Origin of the sequence: Dorea ammoniilytica (assembly GCF_025567415.1) — a bacterium.
Lineage (GTDB): Bacteria > Bacillota > Clostridia > Lachnospirales > Lachnospiraceae > Claveliimonas > Claveliimonas ammoniilytica.
The window spans coordinates 117,319-134,712 of record NZ_JAOQJV010000003.1 but is presented as its reverse complement, the minus strand read 5'-3'; the positions used below and the strand labels follow the sequence as shown (position 1 = coordinate 134,712).

The 17,394-nt window shown below is 42.7% G+C and carries 11 protein-coding genes; all 11 read left to right on the top strand.

What is annotated here, in order from left to right; translation table 11 throughout:
- Positions 1–32: 32 nt before the first annotated feature.
- The 11 genes from OCV65_RS13560 to OCV65_RS04215 all read left to right on the top strand — a co-directional run bounded on the left by OCV65_RS13560 (position 33) and on the right by OCV65_RS04215 (position 17,386).
- Positions 33–7,715, top strand: a complete 7,683-nt coding sequence (locus OCV65_RS13560; RefSeq protein WP_055057312.1) for a DEAD/DEAH box helicase family protein — start codon at positions 33–35, stop codon at positions 7,713–7,715.
- A gap of 80 nt (positions 7,716–7,795) precedes the next feature.
- Positions 7,796–10,555, top strand: a complete 2,760-nt coding sequence (locus tag OCV65_RS04260; protein WP_055057313.1) for a YodL domain-containing protein — start codon at positions 7,796–7,798, stop codon at positions 10,553–10,555.
- 27 nt (positions 10,556–10,582) lie between these two features.
- Positions 10,583–10,789, top strand: a complete 207-nt coding sequence (locus OCV65_RS04255; RefSeq protein ID WP_024728263.1) for a PIN domain-containing protein — start codon at positions 10,583–10,585, stop codon at positions 10,787–10,789.
- Positions 10,790–11,073: 284 nt separating this feature from the next.
- The gene (locus OCV65_RS04250; RefSeq protein WP_008688092.1) at positions 11,074–11,313 is read left to right on the top strand and encodes a helix-turn-helix domain-containing protein; all 240 of its coding nucleotides are present in this window, start codon (positions 11,074–11,076) and stop codon (positions 11,311–11,313) included.
- A gap of 88 nt (positions 11,314–11,401) precedes the next feature.
- Positions 11,402–12,139, top strand: a complete 738-nt coding sequence (locus OCV65_RS04245; protein WP_055057314.1) for a LytR/AlgR family response regulator transcription factor — start codon at positions 11,402–11,404, stop codon at positions 12,137–12,139.
- On the top strand, positions 12,136–13,431 hold the full coding sequence (locus OCV65_RS04240) for a sensor histidine kinase (protein ID WP_055057315.1): 1,296 nt from the start codon (positions 12,136–12,138) through the stop codon (positions 13,429–13,431). Before OCV65_RS04245 ends, OCV65_RS04240 begins: the two co-directional genes overlap by 4 nt.
- A gap of 101 nt (positions 13,432–13,532) precedes the next feature.
- Positions 13,533–13,691 carry a cyclic lactone autoinducer peptide gene (locus OCV65_RS04235; protein WP_005344225.1) on the top strand — a complete coding sequence of 53 codons (159 nt, stop codon included), beginning with the start codon at positions 13,533–13,535 and terminating at the stop codon, positions 13,689–13,691.
- On the top strand, positions 13,691–14,275 hold the full coding sequence (locus OCV65_RS04230) for an accessory gene regulator ArgB-like protein (protein ID WP_005344227.1): 585 nt from the start codon (positions 13,691–13,693) through the stop codon (positions 14,273–14,275). Before OCV65_RS04235 ends, OCV65_RS04230 begins: the two co-directional genes overlap by 1 nt.
- A 97-nt stretch (positions 14,276–14,372) precedes the next feature.
- On the top strand, positions 14,373–15,098 hold the full coding sequence (locus OCV65_RS04225) for a thioesterase II family protein (RefSeq protein ID WP_055057316.1): 726 nt from the start codon (positions 14,373–14,375) through the stop codon (positions 15,096–15,098).
- Positions 15,099–15,108: 10 nt separating this feature from the next.
- Positions 15,109–15,807, top strand: coding sequence for a 4'-phosphopantetheinyl transferase family protein (locus tag OCV65_RS04220; protein ID WP_055057317.1), 699 nt, complete (start codon positions 15,109–15,111; stop codon positions 15,805–15,807).
- Complete coding sequence (locus OCV65_RS04215) at positions 15,797–17,386, top strand: (2,3-dihydroxybenzoyl)adenylate synthase (protein ID WP_055057318.1); 1,590 nt, start codon at positions 15,797–15,799, stop codon at positions 17,384–17,386. The genes OCV65_RS04220 and OCV65_RS04215 overlap by 11 nt, the downstream gene beginning before the upstream one ends.
- Positions 17,387–17,394: the final 8 nt, after the last annotated feature.

Sequence of the window (17,394 nt, the reverse complement as noted above, 5' to 3'; positions counted from 1 at the left end):
GCAGTCCCTGATTTTATGAAAAGGAGTAGCGCATGGCAAATAAATTATATGCAATGGAACAGCTGACGGAAGAGGTGGCAAAAGATGTAGCTGCCAGTCCGCAGGAATGGATGCGGTTCCTAAACACTGCATCCAGACTGTACAAATACACTTTTCCAGAACAGCTTTTAATTTATGCACAGCGACCGGAAGCAACTGCCGTAGCATCCATGGAAATTTGGAATCAGAAGATGTACCGCTGGATCAAAAAGGGATCCAAAGGGATTGCCTTGATTGACAATACTTCCGGACCGAAAACGAAACTTCGGTATGTATTTGATGTGCAGGACACTTATAAAGTGCGGAATCTTGGAAAGGATCCTCAGTTATGGAATCTTCCGGTGGAAGGAGAACAGCTGGTGGCAGATTATCTGCAGGAGCAGTTATCACTGGAAGATACAGAAGGAGGACTTGCTGAAAGTCTGCATCAGGCAGCGAAGGAGAGTATGCAAGAATGGCTTCCAGATGCATTGGAAGAACTGAGACTGGACGTAACAGGGACATTTCTGGAAGAACTGGACGAACAGAATCAGGAAGTCGAATTTCGGGAACTGATGACCAATAGTGTCTGGTATGTATTACTAAACCGGTGTGGACTGGATGCACAGGAATATCTGGATGCAGAGGATTTTCGGCATATTACGGACTTTAATCAGCTGATAGTATTAGGACATCTGGGAAGTGCAGTCAATGAGATCAGCAGACCAGTCCTGATGCAGATTGGACGATATGTGCTGAATAATCTGGAAAATGACCTGAAAACGGTTGCAAAAGAAAAAGAAGTAGTCTATAATGAATTTAACACGTTAATGCGTGAAAGTAATACAGATAACACAGAAGATAGAGAAGAAAAAAAGGAGGAAACAGACTATGAGAGAGATCAGTTACAGCCAGAACGGAGAGTATCAGATTCCAGATATCAGCCTGGAAGAGACGAGAGGAACCATCGGCAAGTACGGAATGATGCGGAAAGAGTATCTGAGAAATCACAAGGTAGCCAGGTTCAACATTCTGACACTGCAGAACCGTCTGGACAGTCATCTGATGGAGATCGACAGCCAGGCAAGACAGAGAGTAGACGACCTGATGAACGAACTTCTGGAGAAAGATCCGGCACCGGACAAAATGGCAGACGGGATGGCATGGACCAGACACATGAACCAGATCAAGGCACAGGCAGAGGAGCTGGTGATTCAGGAGATTATTTACAGTTAAGTCTGTTCCCAACAGAAGAGGAACAGTTAGGAGAAATAAGGAAAGCGGCAGCTGCATTGGAACAGCCAGCCGCTTTTCTTATTTCCGATGAAGTGGTAAATGATATTCTCCGCACGGGAAGCGGACAGAAAAATACACTGTTTCATATTACAGCAAGACTGATTGAAGGTCTGGATAATGAAGAAATGCGGAGTTTTCTGAAAGATGAATATGGAACTGGTGGCAAAGGATTTACCATAGATGGTCAGAAAATCAGTATCTGGTATGACAATGATGGTATCCGTATCCGGCGAGGGGACTCTGCCAGAAGAAACTTTGACCGCATGGTTACGTGGGAAGAAGCAGCGAACAGAATTCGGGATATGTATGAGGATGGAAATTACGTGGATAATTTGATTTCCAATAATGCCATTGAACAGGAGCAGGAAGAAATGACCAATCTTCTTGCACTTCATTTTCGGGATACTTGCAGAAACTGGGAAAAGAAACAATCATATTCAGACTGGCAGGATGTAGTGAGTGGAGCATGGACAGATCAAGAGGAAGCAGATGCGATTGTCTATCGTTTTGAATGGCTGCAGAAATATATGGATGAGAATCCGGGAGATTATCACCGCTGGGAGATTCAGCATAATCCGGAATATTTCCAACGCTTTCAGGATCTTCAGAGGGAGCGTTCCTGGGTAGACCAGAAATTTACGGTCGAACGTCCGGCACTATCCTTTATCACACAGGATGAAATTGACGCAGTGTTAAGAAGAGGCGGCATTACTGCAGGAGGACGTAACCGAATCTATGAGTATTTCATGGAACATCATGATATGAAAGATGCAGCTGAGTTCCTGAAAAATGAGTATGGAACAGGTGGTTCCTCACCCGGAATACCAGGAGCAGATGCTTCCGACGCATCCCATGATGCAAAAGGATTAAAACTTGCAAAAGGGAAAATTGGCAGTCCAGAGGTAGAAGTTTTATTAAAGTGGAACAAGGTTGCAGAACGTGTTCGCCAGTTAATCCGCACAGATGATTATTTGTCACCGGAAGAAATGGAAAAGTACGAAGAACGACAGGAAGCACAAAGACTGGCAGACCTGGAAGAAGCACAGCAGATGTTAGGAGAACAGCTGGAACAGGATTCTTTTACAGCGGAAGATATAACGGATCTGCGACTAGTTGATTCAGAATATATGTCCGGTACCAGAACAAAAATCTATGATTTTGCTTGCAAAGTTAAGGGAGAAGAGAATCGACTTCAATACACATTAGAATATCATGATGATGGAGAAGGTTTCACGATTCATACGGAAAAAGATGATATTTGGGAGCGAATGTCAACACAAGAATTGGAACGTCTGGATGTAAAACTTGGACAAGAAGTACTTTATTATCATTATCACAACAAAACAGTAAATGCGGATACCTTAGATAAATTACGGGAAATCAAGGAAGAAATCATGGAGGAAGAGTCTTCCTATTTTACTGCTATTTCTAAACGTGTGTGGACAGATTATGATAAAAAAGAAAAAGAACTGTCGGGAGAAGCTGAGGTATTGGAAGAAAAAGAATCATTGGAAGAGATTAACGGAATAGCAGAACTGATTCCAGCAACGAACTTCCATATCACAGATGATGAACTTGGACAGGGAACACCGAAGGAGAAATTCCGAGCCAATATTATGGCTATTCAGCTGTTAAAAAAATGTGAGGATGAGAACCGCAATGCGACACCAGAGGAACAGGAAATCTTATCCAGGTACGTCGGCTGGGGAGGTCTTGCAGATGCATTTGATGAGACAAAATCTGCATGGGAGACAGAATATTTGGAATTAAAGACCGTCCTTACACCGGAAGAATATGCTGCAGCCAGAGCTTCCACATTAAATGCTCATTATACACAGCCGATTGTGATTGAAAGTATGTATCAGGTGTTGGAGAATCTGGGATTTACAAAGGGAAATATCCTGGAGCCATCTATGGGAGTCGGGAACTTCTTTGGAAAGCTTCCAGAGAATCTAAACCAGTCCAAACTCTATGGAGTGGAACTGGACAGCATCAGTGGCAGAATTGCTAAACTTCTCTATCCAGATGCCAATATCCAGATCAAAGGCTTTGAGAAGACGGATTATCCCAATGATTTCTTTGACGTGGCAATCGGAAATGTGCCATTCGGTGCATATAAGGTCAATGACCGTCAATATGACCGCTACAATTTTATGATTCATGATTACTTTCTTGCCAAGACTATAGATCAGTTACGTCCAGGTGGTGTAGCTGCGTTGATCACAACAAAGGGAACTATGGACAAGGAATCACCGGAAGTCCGGAAATATTTGGCAGAGCGTGCAGACCTGCTGGGGGCTATCCGACTGCCGAACACAGCTTTTAAGGCAAATGCAGGAACAGAAGTCAGTGCTGATATTTTGTTTTTCCAGAAGCGTGAGAGTTTCACAAAAGAGATGCCAGACTGGGTGAATTTGGAGAGTGATGCAAATGGGATTACCATTAACAAGTATTTTGTTCAGCATCCGGGATTGATTCTTGGTGAGATGAAAGAAGTGTCCGGTCCGTATGGTATGGAAACAACCTGTGCTCCAATGGAAGGAGCTGATCTGGAATTACAGTTACAAGAAGCTGTAAAACACATCAGAGGAAGCATGGTAGCGGCAGTAGATATAGAGGCAGAACTGGATGAGATGCCAGAGAGTATTCCGGCAGATCCGAATGTCCGAAATTACAGCTATACGGTGGTAGATGATCAGGTATATTACCGTGTCAATTCTTTGATGAATCAGGTGAAAATGCCTGCAGTCACTGCAGAACGTGTAAAAGGCATGGTTGCAATCCGTGATACCGTTCGTGAACTGATCGCCATGCAGATGGAAGAATTTGTCACAGACGAAGAAATCCAGAAACAGCAGAAAAAACTGAATCAGGTGTATGATACCTACACAGCAAAGTATGGAGTTATTGGAAGTAATGCTAACAAACGTGCATTTTCTGATGACTCTTCTTATTGTCTGCTGTGTTCCCTGGAAGACTTGAATGAAGATGGAACATTGAAGCGGAAAGCGGACATGTTCACCAAACGAACCATTAAAAAGGCGGTCGCTGTGACAAGTGTGGAGACAGCCACAGAAGCACTTGCTCTGTCCCTAAATGAAAAGGCTAAAATAGATCTTCCATATATGGCACAGTTGACCGGAAAGACCGAAGAGAAAATCACAGAAGAGCTGGTTGGAGTTATCTTCAAAAATCCACTGACAGACCAGTGGGAAAGCGGAGATGAATATCTGTCTGGAAACGTCAGAGATAAATTAAATACAGCGAGAACTTTTGCAGAGAATCATCCGGAATTCACACCGAATGTGCGTGCATTGGAGGCAGTTCAGCCAAGAGATCTGGAAGCGTCGGAGATTGAAGTGCGTATTGGAGCCACCTGGATTGAACCTTCGGATTATCAGGATTTTATGGTGGAACTGCTTCATACGCCGAGGTATCTTGCACAGAAGGAAATACAGGTAAAATTCTCTGAGGTAAATGGTGAGTGGAGGATTACAGGAAAGAACGCCGACAGTCCAAGAAATGCGTTTGCTTATGCAACGTATGGAACGGAGAGAGCAAATGCCTACCGGATTCTGGAAGATACCTTGAATCTAAAAGATGTTAGAATCTATGATAAAGTCGTAAATGACAATGGGGATGAAGTGCGAGTTTTGAATAAAAAAGAAACTATGTTGGCATCACAAAAGCAGGATGCCTTGAAGGCTGCATTCCAAGATTGGATTTTTAAGGATCAGCAGAGGAGAGAAAGGCTGGTAAGCGTGTACAATGAGCGTTTCAATAGTATCCGTCCCCGTGAATATGATGGTAGTCACTTGAGTTTTCCAGGAATGAATCCGGAAATAGAGCTTCGTCCGCATCAGAAAAATGCAGTCGCACATCAGTTATACGGTGATAATGTGCTTCTGGCACATGTAGTAGGAGCTGGGAAGACTTACGAAATGGTAGCGGCGGCAATGGAGAGCAAACGTCTGGGATTATCACAAAAGAATCTCTTTGTTGTGCCAAACCATTTGACAGAGCAGTGGGGAGCGGAGTTCCTGCAGTTATATCCAGGAGCAAATATTTTGGTAGCAACCAAGAAAGACTTTGAACCGGCAAACCGAAAGAAGTTCTGTGCCAGAATCGCTATGGGAAATTACGATGCTGTTATTATTGGTCATTCCCAGTTTGAGCGTATTCCAATCTCTGATGAGAAACAGGAAGCCATGCTTCAGAGGCAGATTGATGATCTGGAAATGGCAATCCAGAGTGCAAGGTATGAACAGGATGGTGGACGTTATACCGTCAAACAGATTGAAAAGACAAGAAAAACATTGCAGACAAGGCTGGAGAAACTGAATCAGAAAGAGAAAAAAGATCAGGTAGTTACGTTTGAAGAACTGGGAGTGGATCATTTATATGTAGATGAAGCACACAGTTATAAAAACGCATTTCTTTATACAAAAATGAGAAATGTAGCCGGGATTGCACAGAATGAAGCACAGAAGTCGGCGGATATGTTTAATAAATGTCAGTATCTGGATGAGATTACCGGAGGAAAAGGCATTACCTTTGCTACGGGCACACCGATTAGCAACAGCATGACGGAATTATATGTTATGCAGAGGTATCTGCAGAACAGCAAATTACAAAATATGGGACTTGGACTGTTTGATTCCTGGGCCTCCACCTTTGGCGAGGTAGTCACGAGCATTGAGCTTGCACCAGAAGGAACAGGCTACCGTGCAAAGTCAAGATTTGCAAGATTTTATAATATTCCGGAACTGATGAATATGTTTAAGGAGATTGCAGATATCAAGACTTCCGATCAGTTAAAGCTTCCTGTGCCAGAGGCGGAATATGAAACAGTGGTGCTGAAACCAACGGAACAGCAGAAAGAAATCGTAGAAAGTCTGGGGGAACGTGCAGAAGTTGTCAGAAACGGAGGGGTAGATGCTTCGGTTGATAATATGCTGAAAATTACCAATGATGGAAGAAAATTGGCATTGGATCAGCGTTTGGTGAACGAATTATTGCCAGATAATCCAGAAAGCAAAATATCAGTCTGTGCAGAGAAAAGTTATGAGATCTGGAAAGACACGGCAGCACAGAAATCTGCACAATTGATTTTCTGTGACTTGAGCACACCGAAAGGTGATGGCAGTTTCAATGTTTATGATGACTTGAAGCAGAAACTGATAGCGAAAGGTGTACCGGAAAAAGAGATTGCTTTTATTCATGATGCAAATACAGAAGCAAAGAAGACGGAGCTGTTTGGAAAAGTGAAATCCGGGCAGGTTCGTTTTTTGATTGGCTCAACAGCAAAGATGGGTGCCGGGACCAACGTGCAGGACCGTCTGATTGCGTTGCACCATCTGGATATTGGCTGGAAACCATCTGATTTGGAACAGAGGGAAGGGCGTATTATCCGTCAGGGAAATCATAATAAAAAGGTTCATATCTTCCGGTATGTAACTGAATCCACATTTGACAGCTACATGTGGCAGTTGGTTGAGAACAAGCAGAAATTCATTTCTCAGATTATGACCAGCAAAGCACCTGTGCGAAGCTGTGAAGATGTGGACGAAGCGGCACTTTCCTATGCAGAGGTCAAAGCTCTTGCAACCGGAAATCCAGCAGTAAAAGAGAAGATGGCATTGGATGTTGATGTGGCAAAATTAAAACTTTTAAAAGCCAACCACATGAATAACCAGTACCGCCTGGAAGATGATATTGCAAGGAATTTTCCACAACAGATTGCAAAACTGACAGAAATCATTGACAGCTACAAGGCAGACATCGCTCATTACTCAGAGCATAAAATCACAGATCCAGAGCAGTTTACTATGGAGATTGGCGGCAAAGAGTTCACAGAAAAGAAAGAGGCAGGAGCAGCACTTCTGGCGGTATGTAAAGATATTAAAGCTGTAGATGCTGCGATGGATATCGGAAACTATCAGGGATTCAATATGAGGATTCAGTTTGATGGATGGAGTAAAGAATTTATTCTATCTGTCAAACATGAGGCTGTCTCGAAAGTTCATCTTGGAGCAGATGCACTTGGAAATATTACTCGTATCAACAATCTGTTGGACAGTTATCCAGAGAAGCTTTCAGAAGCACAACAAAGACTGGAAACAGTATATGAACAGCTTGCAAATGCAAAAGAAGAGGTTGGAAAGCCATTTCCAAAAGAAGAGGAGTTGAACCAGAAACTGGAGCGACTGTCAGAATTAAATGCATTGCTCAATATGGATGAACGGGAAGATGCAGAAACAGAGGTGTCTGAATCAGATGAGAAAGAAGAAAGACCGACACGTGGTTCTATCCATGAAAAACTGCAGATTTATAAAGAAAAGAGTCAGCGGGAAAGTGAAACTGGCAAGGAAAACAGAAAACGGGACTTCGGTCTGGAATAAATAAACAGGAAAGATGGCATAATTTGGTAGAAGAAGGTTCTGCCTGTTATGCCATTTTTTAGAACACAGGAGGAATTTGAATGGCGAGAAGTATGATAACAGGAAAAGAAACGCAGAAAATGCAGGAATATACGCAGGAACGGATTGCTCAGGCAGAGCGTAGAGATATAGAATTTTCAACAGATGTAAAAGAACAGATTTTTGAATATGCGAATCTGATCGGCGAGGAAGAGAAAGTTAGGAATTTGGTAAGAAATCTGGCAGATGCAGTGAGTCAGGCAGATCAAGAAGGTGTAGAGGATTTGCTGGATGACGCAAGAATGGATATTCAAGAACTGCTGGATCCAACCATAGGTAAGCTGGAATTACGTGACTATGGATATACAGCAGAAGATATGGTGCCACTTAGAAAAGAAGCAGCCTTGGATTATCACAGAATGGGTTCTAAGATTTATTGCCTTGGAAGTGATGGCAGTAAAGGTGAATATGCGAGTAAAGAAATGATACAGGCACACGACGGTTTGTTTGGAATGGAATTGCAGATGTGGGAACGGATAAAGGATAACAACCTAGATTATGCAGAAGAAAATTTAGGAGCATTTCAGGAGCCTATGAGTGTCATTGAGCAGGAAGAAGCACTGAAATTATACGATGCAGGAGCAGATATCTATCTGATCACTAATTTTTCATCACCGATGTATGTCACAGAACGTATGGAAATTGAACGAGGACCAGAGCATTATCAGATGTCTATGACAGAACTGGAGCGTTTCCGTAACCTGGAATGGGAAATGCAGAAATATCCACAGATTCAGTCATTGAAAGAAGCAAACCTGTTGTTAGGAACAAGAAGGGTATTTGGTATTTATCAGATCCGGGATGATTCACCGGGCGAAAACTATGCTTTTATGAATATGAGTTTTATTGAAAGTCATGGTATGAAGATAAAAAAAGAAGATTACAAGCTGGTCTATGTTGGTGAATTATCAGGAAATATGTCACTGGATGATATTTTTGAAAGATTCAACATTGATAGACCGGAAGATTTCCGTGGGCATTCCCTGTCTGTCAGTGATATCGTAGTTCTGAATGACGGGGAAAAAGTAACTGCTCATTTTGTAGACAGTATCAGTTTTGAACAGCTAGATTCTTTCCTGAATCTGGAAGAACAGGTCCTTAGTGAACTGGCATATGAGGTAGGAGAACGTTACTTTGCTATTCAGAGAACAGAAGAAGGATATGATTATTCCTTTTACGATGAAGATTTCCGCTTGATGGATGGTGGCGTTTATGAGAATGATGAAATTTCTATTGAAGAAGCGGCGGAGGAACTTTTGGAAGACGAAGGCTGGACTGGAGAACGCATCCGTGGAGATTATGATCGGTTGATGGAGAAAGTAGAAGAAATGGATGAAGTTGTAATGGCAGAGATTCAGAAAAGCCAGGGCGAATATAAGCCATTGGCAAAGGTGGAGGAACTGGAAGAGGCCAATTATAACATGATTGATAATGTACTCAATAATATGCCGCCTAAGAAAGAAGCTTATCTGGAATATTATGCTGCAGAATGTGATGAAATTCATGATATGGGAGCTTATGAGAAAAGCACAGATGTGAAAGAAATCGCAGCAATCTATGAGAAGTACAGAGAAGATCCGGAAAACGCTTATAAAGGCAGTGGAATGGGGATTATTTATCGTGATCCGGAGGATAGCTTGTTTGATGAAACAGAACTGTTAATTGTAATGGGAACAACGATACACGGCGACTTCTTGGATAATGTGCGGTTTTTAAAAGATCAGCCGGTGGTGCGTGAAGGTTTGGAGAAGATTCATAAAGCATTGCCTGATTATAAATATATCCCGATTCAGGATGTGCGTGAGGCAATGTATCCGAAAAAAATGACAACAGAAGAACTGGCAGCAGCATTGGATGAGATTGCGGAAGACTTCGATCCGTATGACTATCGGGACCATGTAGAGCCAGGGCAGGATACCATACAGGAAGTCATGCTGGATCTGCAAAGTGGAAATGTTGGTTCTTATATTTCCTTTCTGAAGGATGTGATTGAAGAAGACTGTGAGCAGTCCGTGTGGGCAGGTGTTTTGCTGGAACGGCTGAAATCCTACGAACCAGATATATCCAAAGAAACAGAGCCGATGGTGTATGTGAATTACTGTGAAAAGCGAGAGCTGATGGAACCACGCTGTCAGAAGCTCTCAGATCTGGATTCCCGTACTGCACAGAAGGATAAGGAATGGTACGCAGACCGTAATCCGAGGACGGATGAGCCGATGGTAACAGCCCAGATGTTTTTTACTATATATTATGCGGAAAAAGGCGATAAAATGATGCAACATTTCAAAGGGAAAATAGATATTGGAACAGGAAATGGCGGTATTTTAAGTCAGCTGAAACTCCAAAATGAACTGAAACTTACGGATGAAAGCTGGATTGGTTATCTGAAAAACAAGGGAAATGAAGAGTTTCAGAAGTGTATGGAAGATCTGACCGATATGCAGAACCATGTGCTGCCATATTTGCAGAGCTTTTGCAGTCTGGAAGAAAAAAGTGTGCAGGAAAAGCAGGAACGGCAGGTTGCAGAAAAGCAGGACAGCAGAGTAGAAGCGTCAAGAGCAGCGAATGTGACAAAAGGGGATAATGACAAAGCTGTGAAAAAGGTAGTTTCGAGTATGCAAACAGAAAAGAATAAAGCAACTACGAAGGCAAAGAAGCCATCTATTCATGAACGACTGGAAATCAATAAGAGAAAAATCCAAGAAAAGCAGGGAAAAGATGAGCTGGAGAGAGGAGCTGATCGGGATGTAAGAACGGTATAAATTTATAGAAAGGCACTTGGCTCCGTTTTGGACATAGCAAAAGTGCTGACAGTGACGAACGAAGATGTGCTGCCTGCTTATTTGCAGAGAGTATCTGATTTTGAAGACTGCCTACTTGCAACTTGTACGAAGGAGAATCAGTGTGATGCGATTGTGACAAGGAATAAAAAGGATTTTCTTTCCTTTTGGATTACACTGCTTTCTCCGGAAGAACTGCTGAATATTTATTCGTAAAAATATGTTTTTACAATCGGCAGCAGAAGGAAAGTTGAATGATAACCCCGATCCAGCATACTGCAAAATATAAAAATTTTATAACAAAGTGGAAAACCCTGCGTAGGATCAGAAATGTTCTCACAGGGTTTCATGTATCTAATAAAATATAGAAATTTAGCGGATTTCTGCTAGAATAAGAAAAACTGTTAAAAAAATATCGTGCATAGATCAAAAAGACTATATATGGGCGACCTTTTAAAGCCGATTTATATAAAATAGAAGAAAAAAAGGTGGTCGATACCGTGGATATAAAAACAGCGGTCATATATCGGTTAAACGATCTGATTAAGCAGAAAGATATCACAGTGAATGAAGCGGCGGTGCGCTCAGGCGTCCCGCCTTCAACACTGAAAAATATTTTGTATGGACAAAGCAGGAATGCTGGCGTAGTTACAATTAAAAAGATATGCGATGGATTGGATATTACAATACAGGAATTTTTTGAAGATCCCATCTTTGCAGATTTGGAACCGGAGTTATAGGAACAGGTAAATAATCTTAGGATTCAGATTCTGCAAGATGGTTTTTTTATGGGAAAGGGTTAGAAGAAACTAACACTGGAGGATGAATATGTGTAAAATAGCAATTTGCGACGATGATAAAGAATACAGGGAGAAAATAAAGACGGTCATAGAAACGGAAGGGATTCTGTCTTCGAATGAGATACGGTTTTATGAATATGAATCAGGAAAAGAATTATTGGAAGATGCGGATATTTTGCATGATCTGATTTTTATGGATATGCGTATGCCTGGATTGGATGGAAATAAAACAGTACTGAAGCTGAGGGAATATAATGAAGCAGCGATATTGGTGTTCTGCTCCGGATACTTTGAGCCGACTTCAGACAGCATCAATATTGGGCAGCCGTTCCGGTATATTATGAAAGACTTGCATGACAGAAGTCTGAAAAGGGAAATCCCTGCGATTTTATCAAAAGTAAAATTGCACTGTGGAGATTCTTCCGTGACGGTTACATCAGCGGGAAGAGTAATTCGTATCTATACGGAAGACATTTTATATATCTGTCTGGCGAAAAGGGGTTGCTCTATATACGTTGCTAGGCAGGGGGAGATAGATGAGATACATTGTAAGGAATCTTTAGGCGATTTATATGAACGTCTGGCCGGAAGGGGATTTGAGTATGCACATAACAGTTATATTGTAAATCTGGCGAAAGTGGAAGGATTGGAAAAGAATGTGGCGCTGCTACAGATGGGAATCCAATTGAATGTTTCAAGGTCGAGAAAAGGTCAGTTTGCTGACGCTCTGATCATGTTTCTTGGGGAAAGGAACGGCATGGTATGATAGTAAGAGATTTTTTGATCTGCCTTCTTCAGATGTATCTGTTGGAAGATCTGGAAAAGAACATGCTTCCATACAGAAGAGAAAACTTTTGGGGAAAATTTCTCGTATATTTTGTCGTAGCGCTGATAATGCTCGGAATCAACCACTTGGAATCCTCAATATTTAATATGGTAATGATTCCGGTAACGTATATGATTGTGTCAATGGTTGTGTTCCGGGGAAATATATGGAAGAAGCTGGTTATAGTATGCTGCTATTATGTGCTGGCAATTATTCCTGAATTTCTCTTTGCAACGCTTACGAATGCGTATGGCGTGACTGGTGCATCTGAGGGTTTTGGGACGGAAATAGAAAAAACATTAGCGCTACTACTGATGAGTACCATGACATTTCTGTTTATTAAATGCATTAATCAGGTAACGAGAAAAAGGGATTATCTGACGATTGAGAATAAAACTTTTACTGTGCTGCTCATGCTGCCAACCGCTACGATCATTATATTAGGATGTGTGTTTTATTCAAATATTTCTTTTGAAGGAATGAACAGGGTTATGGTTCCGGTAGGAGCTTCGCTGCTGCTATTGACGAATATCTTCATTTTCTCAGTGTTTGACCGGTTTGTAGAGAAATCAGAAGAAGTGAAGAAGATGGACCGGCTTTACCAGAAAAGCAGGGCGGAGATTGCTAATTTACAGTATATGAATAAGGTCAATGAGGATAACAGGGCATTCTTACACGATATAAATAAATTCATTTGTACAGTAGCCGGTTTGATGGAAGAAGGAGAAAATCAAGAGGTTAAGGAGATTATGGAACATTTAGGTGTCCGGATTCAGAGCCTTCAAAAAGGTGTGTATTGCGAACACCCGATCTTGAACAGCATCCTGTGCGAAAGGAAATTCCTTGCGGAATCTAAAAATATTTCCTATAAGATTACTCTGGGTAATGATCTCAGGCTGGACTTTCTGGAAGAACTGGATATGATCTCAATCGTAGGTAATCTTTTGGATAACGCACTGGAAGCGGCAGAAAAGACAAAAGATGGCCGATATGTGGAATGCAGGATGTATATGGGAAATGAGGAACATTTCCTTGTTATGGAATTTTGCAACGGGTATGTTGTTCCACTGTTAAAGGACAAGGACCGGTACATAAGCACCAAAAGAGATGCAGACAGTCACGGGATCGGACTGCATACGGTGGGAAAACTGGTTAAAAAGTATGCGGGAATTATGAGAGTGGAGGCCGGAGAACGGGAGTTCTCTGTTAAGCTTATCTTTACAATAAAATAAAGATGTGCAAAAATCGCCCAAAAAGTTACCGTTTTTGCCACGGTAATTGAAAAGAGGGCGATTTTTGTGTAAACTTTCGGAAAAAAGGAGGCTTTGTAACTATGAAAAAAATAATCAGAAAAAACCTGGGAATCAAACTGCTTGGAGCTGTAAACTGTCTTGCACTCTGCTTGACGGCGTATACGGCAAATCTGGCGTGCAACTGGCTGTACTATCAGGAAGATGAGCCGGAAGAAGTTAAGAAAATGAGGAAATTCTAGTGTGGAAAAAAATGGCTGGTCGGCTTTTTGAACTACAAAGCAGGAATGGGATTCTTGAAGAGAAAGACCGCAGGCTGTATGAATATGCTTACGGCGTACTGCTGGGCAGGGTGGTAATATACCTTATCATCGTCATACTTGGCATCATAACGGGGAATTGGATGGAGATGATAGTCTTTTTATTGCCCTTTACTGTTTTAAGGCAGTATGCCGGAGGGATTCATTTGGAAAAGGCAGGGGGCTGCATGGCTGTTTCCGGTATCCTTGTCCTTCTATGCAGTCTGTATCTGGCGTCTGCTCCGGCTGTAATATGGCAAATGCGGATCATATGGTTTGTCGCGGTTGGCGTTATATTTATCATGGCGCCGGTAGATGCCAGCAGCAAGAAGTTGGATGCGAAAGAGAAAAAAGTTTATGGGATGCGCGCGAGGGTAATTTTAGTTATTGAATGCGCGATAGCAGGTGTTTTTTCTGTGATTGGATATTCCCTGATCGTAAACGGGATTATGGTAGCGCATATTGTTTTGGCGTCTGGTTTAATATTAGGATGGACCAAAATTTTTTTTGATAAAGAGTTAGAGTGAACTAATCCATGATAGGAATAAGAAATACCTGGGAAAAGCGTATTGCAAAAGGATGATAAACAGAACAAAAAGAACATGATACAAGAGGAATATAAAAGTGAATTTGAAATTGATAAAAAATACAGAAAATATCAACAAAGAGAAAATAACCTTGTTCTGCCTGCCGTTTGCAGGAGGCGGTGCTTCTGCTTATAACCAGTGGGCGAAAAAGATGCAGGGGAAAGTAACGGTATGCCCAGTTCAGCTTCCGGGAAGGGAAGAACAGATCATGGAGAAACCGTATATAGATATGTCGGTTATGTTAGATGACCTGGAAGAGGCTGTAAGAAAGGTTGTGTACGGACCGTATGCCTTATGGGGACACAGTATGGGTGGGAAGATCGCCTATGAGCTGGAAAAACGGTTGGAGGCAGCGGGATATACTGCAAAATGCCTGTTTATTTCCGGCAGCCGGGTTCCTAGTATTCCGGAGCCAAATCCAATCTATCATCTTCCGGATGAAGAGTTTAAGAGGGAACTGGGGAGATTTGAAGGGACGCCCAAGGAGGTACTGGAGAACCAGGAATTGCTGGATTTCTTTCTGCCTATGCTGCGGGCAGATTTTACCATGGATGAAACGTATTATGACAAGGCGGGAATAGTGCTGCATACGCCTATCGCTGCATTTGGCGGAGAAAAGGACGGAGAAGCGGATGAGAGTGCGATCTTGGAATGGGGAAAGTATACGGACAATGATTTTAACTACCGGATATTTCCGGGAGGACATTTTTATCTGCGGGATTGTGAAGACGAAGTAATAAGTGAGGTCATGAGACTGCTTTAGAGAATGAAAAATGGAGATTAAACGATACGGAGAAAAGGAATTTCTGTCAGCAGACAAACTTTATATCCGTGAAAATGAGATACATATATGGTGTATCCGCTGGCCTGAAATGACAGATTTCTGGAAGAACCATGAATATATCCTGAGTGGGCAGGAATTGGAGCAAGCCGGAAGATTCCGTTTTCCTGAAGACAGGATGCGTTATATAGCCGGGAAGGTTGTCGTGCGGATCCTCTTAAAAAGATACTTAGATATGGAAACGATTGATTTTTCTGTCAATGAACTGGGTAAGCCTTATCATAAAGAAATCGCAGGAAAGCAGACAGTCAATTTTAATATTTCGCATTCGGGGGAATTCATACTGGAGGGATTCGCTGTCGGAATGGATATCGGAGTGGATGTGCAGGAAATGGCAGGATGCCCGGATTACAGGGAGATAGCCGGGAATTTCTATACGGCAGAAGAAGCGGAAGATGTAATAAATGAGGGACCGGAACTGTTTTTCCAGTATTGGGCGGCGAAAGAAGCGTATGTAAAAGCGATCGGTATTGGATTGGGAAGAGGAATGGATTTCTTCTCTGTCAGAAACGGGGAAATTACAGAAAAAGGCAGGAAAGGCCAGGGATGGCATTTGTATCCGGTAAAGATTGAGGGATATGCTGCGTATGTGGCGGCGCATAAGAAAGGAGACAAATCAAATGAGTTATAAGAAGGATATGAGCAAATACGAGCATCTGGAAGGATGGGAACGATGCGGCTTTGGAGAGCAGCTTGATAAGTGGGCGGAAAAATATGGAGAAAGAACTGCGGTCACGGACAGCGAAGACGAGATCAGTTATATGGAATTAAAGCAAAAAGCAGATTGTCTTGCGGCAGCTTTTCTGCGTAAAGGGATTTTAAAGGGAGACAAAGTGCTTGTGCAGCTTCCGAATAGGATTTCTTTTGTGATCGTGTTTTTTGCGCTTTCCAAGATTGGGGCGGTGCCAATCATGATGCTGCCGGCCCACAGGGAGGCGGAACTGGAAGGAATTATTGAACTGGCAAAGCCGGCCGCTTATATTGTGGTGGAGAAATATCTGGGATTTTCATATGTGCCGATGGCAAATGCGATGAAAGAGAAATATTCATGTATCCGGCATATATTTGTAGATAGCGAATCCGGGGATATCAGTGGAATGATTGCGGAAACGTGTGGAGAAAATGGAGCATTTCCGGCTGTGGATGGGTATGAAACGGCGGTGCTTTTGCTGTCCGGCGGGACGACAGGGGTTCCGAAACTGATTCCGCGCACCCATACGGATTATATGTATAATGCCCGCATGTCCGCGAAGAGATGCCGCTTGGATAGCAGTGACGTTTATCTGGCGTCTCTTCCGGTAGCTCATAATTTCCCATTATGCTGCCCGGGGCTTTTAGGCACGCTGGACGTGGGAGGAAAAGTTGTGCTTGCGTCTGCGACCAGCCCGGATGATATCCTTGACGCAATTACAGAGGAAGGTGTCACGATAACGGCATTGGTTCCTGCTATGGTTACTGTGTGCATGGAAATGCTGGAATGGGATGAAAATTATGATATATCCAGCCTGCGGATTTTGCAGGTGGGCGGCGCAATGCTGGAAGATTCCCTTGCGGATAAGATCATTGAAGAATGGCCGTGTAAACTGATGCAGGTATTTGGTACGGCGGAGGGGCTACTGTCCTTTACTAGCCCGGAGGATGAAGGTTCCCTGATCGCAAGATGTCAGGGAACTCCGGTGTCTCCTGCGGATGAAGTGAAGATTGTGGATGAAGAAGATAAGGCCGTACCGGAAGGAGTTTTTGGGGAATTATTATCCAGAGGCCCGTATACGATTGATGGTTATTATATGGCGGAGGAAGCGAATAAAAAGAGCTTTACGCCGGACGGATTTTACCGGACGGGCGATAAAGCTATGTGGACGAAAGACGGAAGGTTACGTTTGGGCGGGAGGATCAAAGAGCAGATTAACCGCGCCGGAGAAAAGATCATGCCTTCAGAGATTGAAGCTTACCTTTGCAGGCATTCGAAAATCAAAGAGGCAGCCGTTGTCGGCGTTCCGGATGAAACCCTTGGAAACCGGATATGTGCATTCCTTGTGACCGATGATGAAGCCGGGATTGATTTACAGGAAATCCACAGGTTCCTGCGGGAAATAGGCATTGCGGCGTATAAAATGCCGGATCAGATAGAACGGGTAGAGACATGGCCGCTGACCAGCGTAGGAAAAATAGATAAGAAAGCATTAGAACGGATGGCGCAGGAAAAATAGAAGGAGAC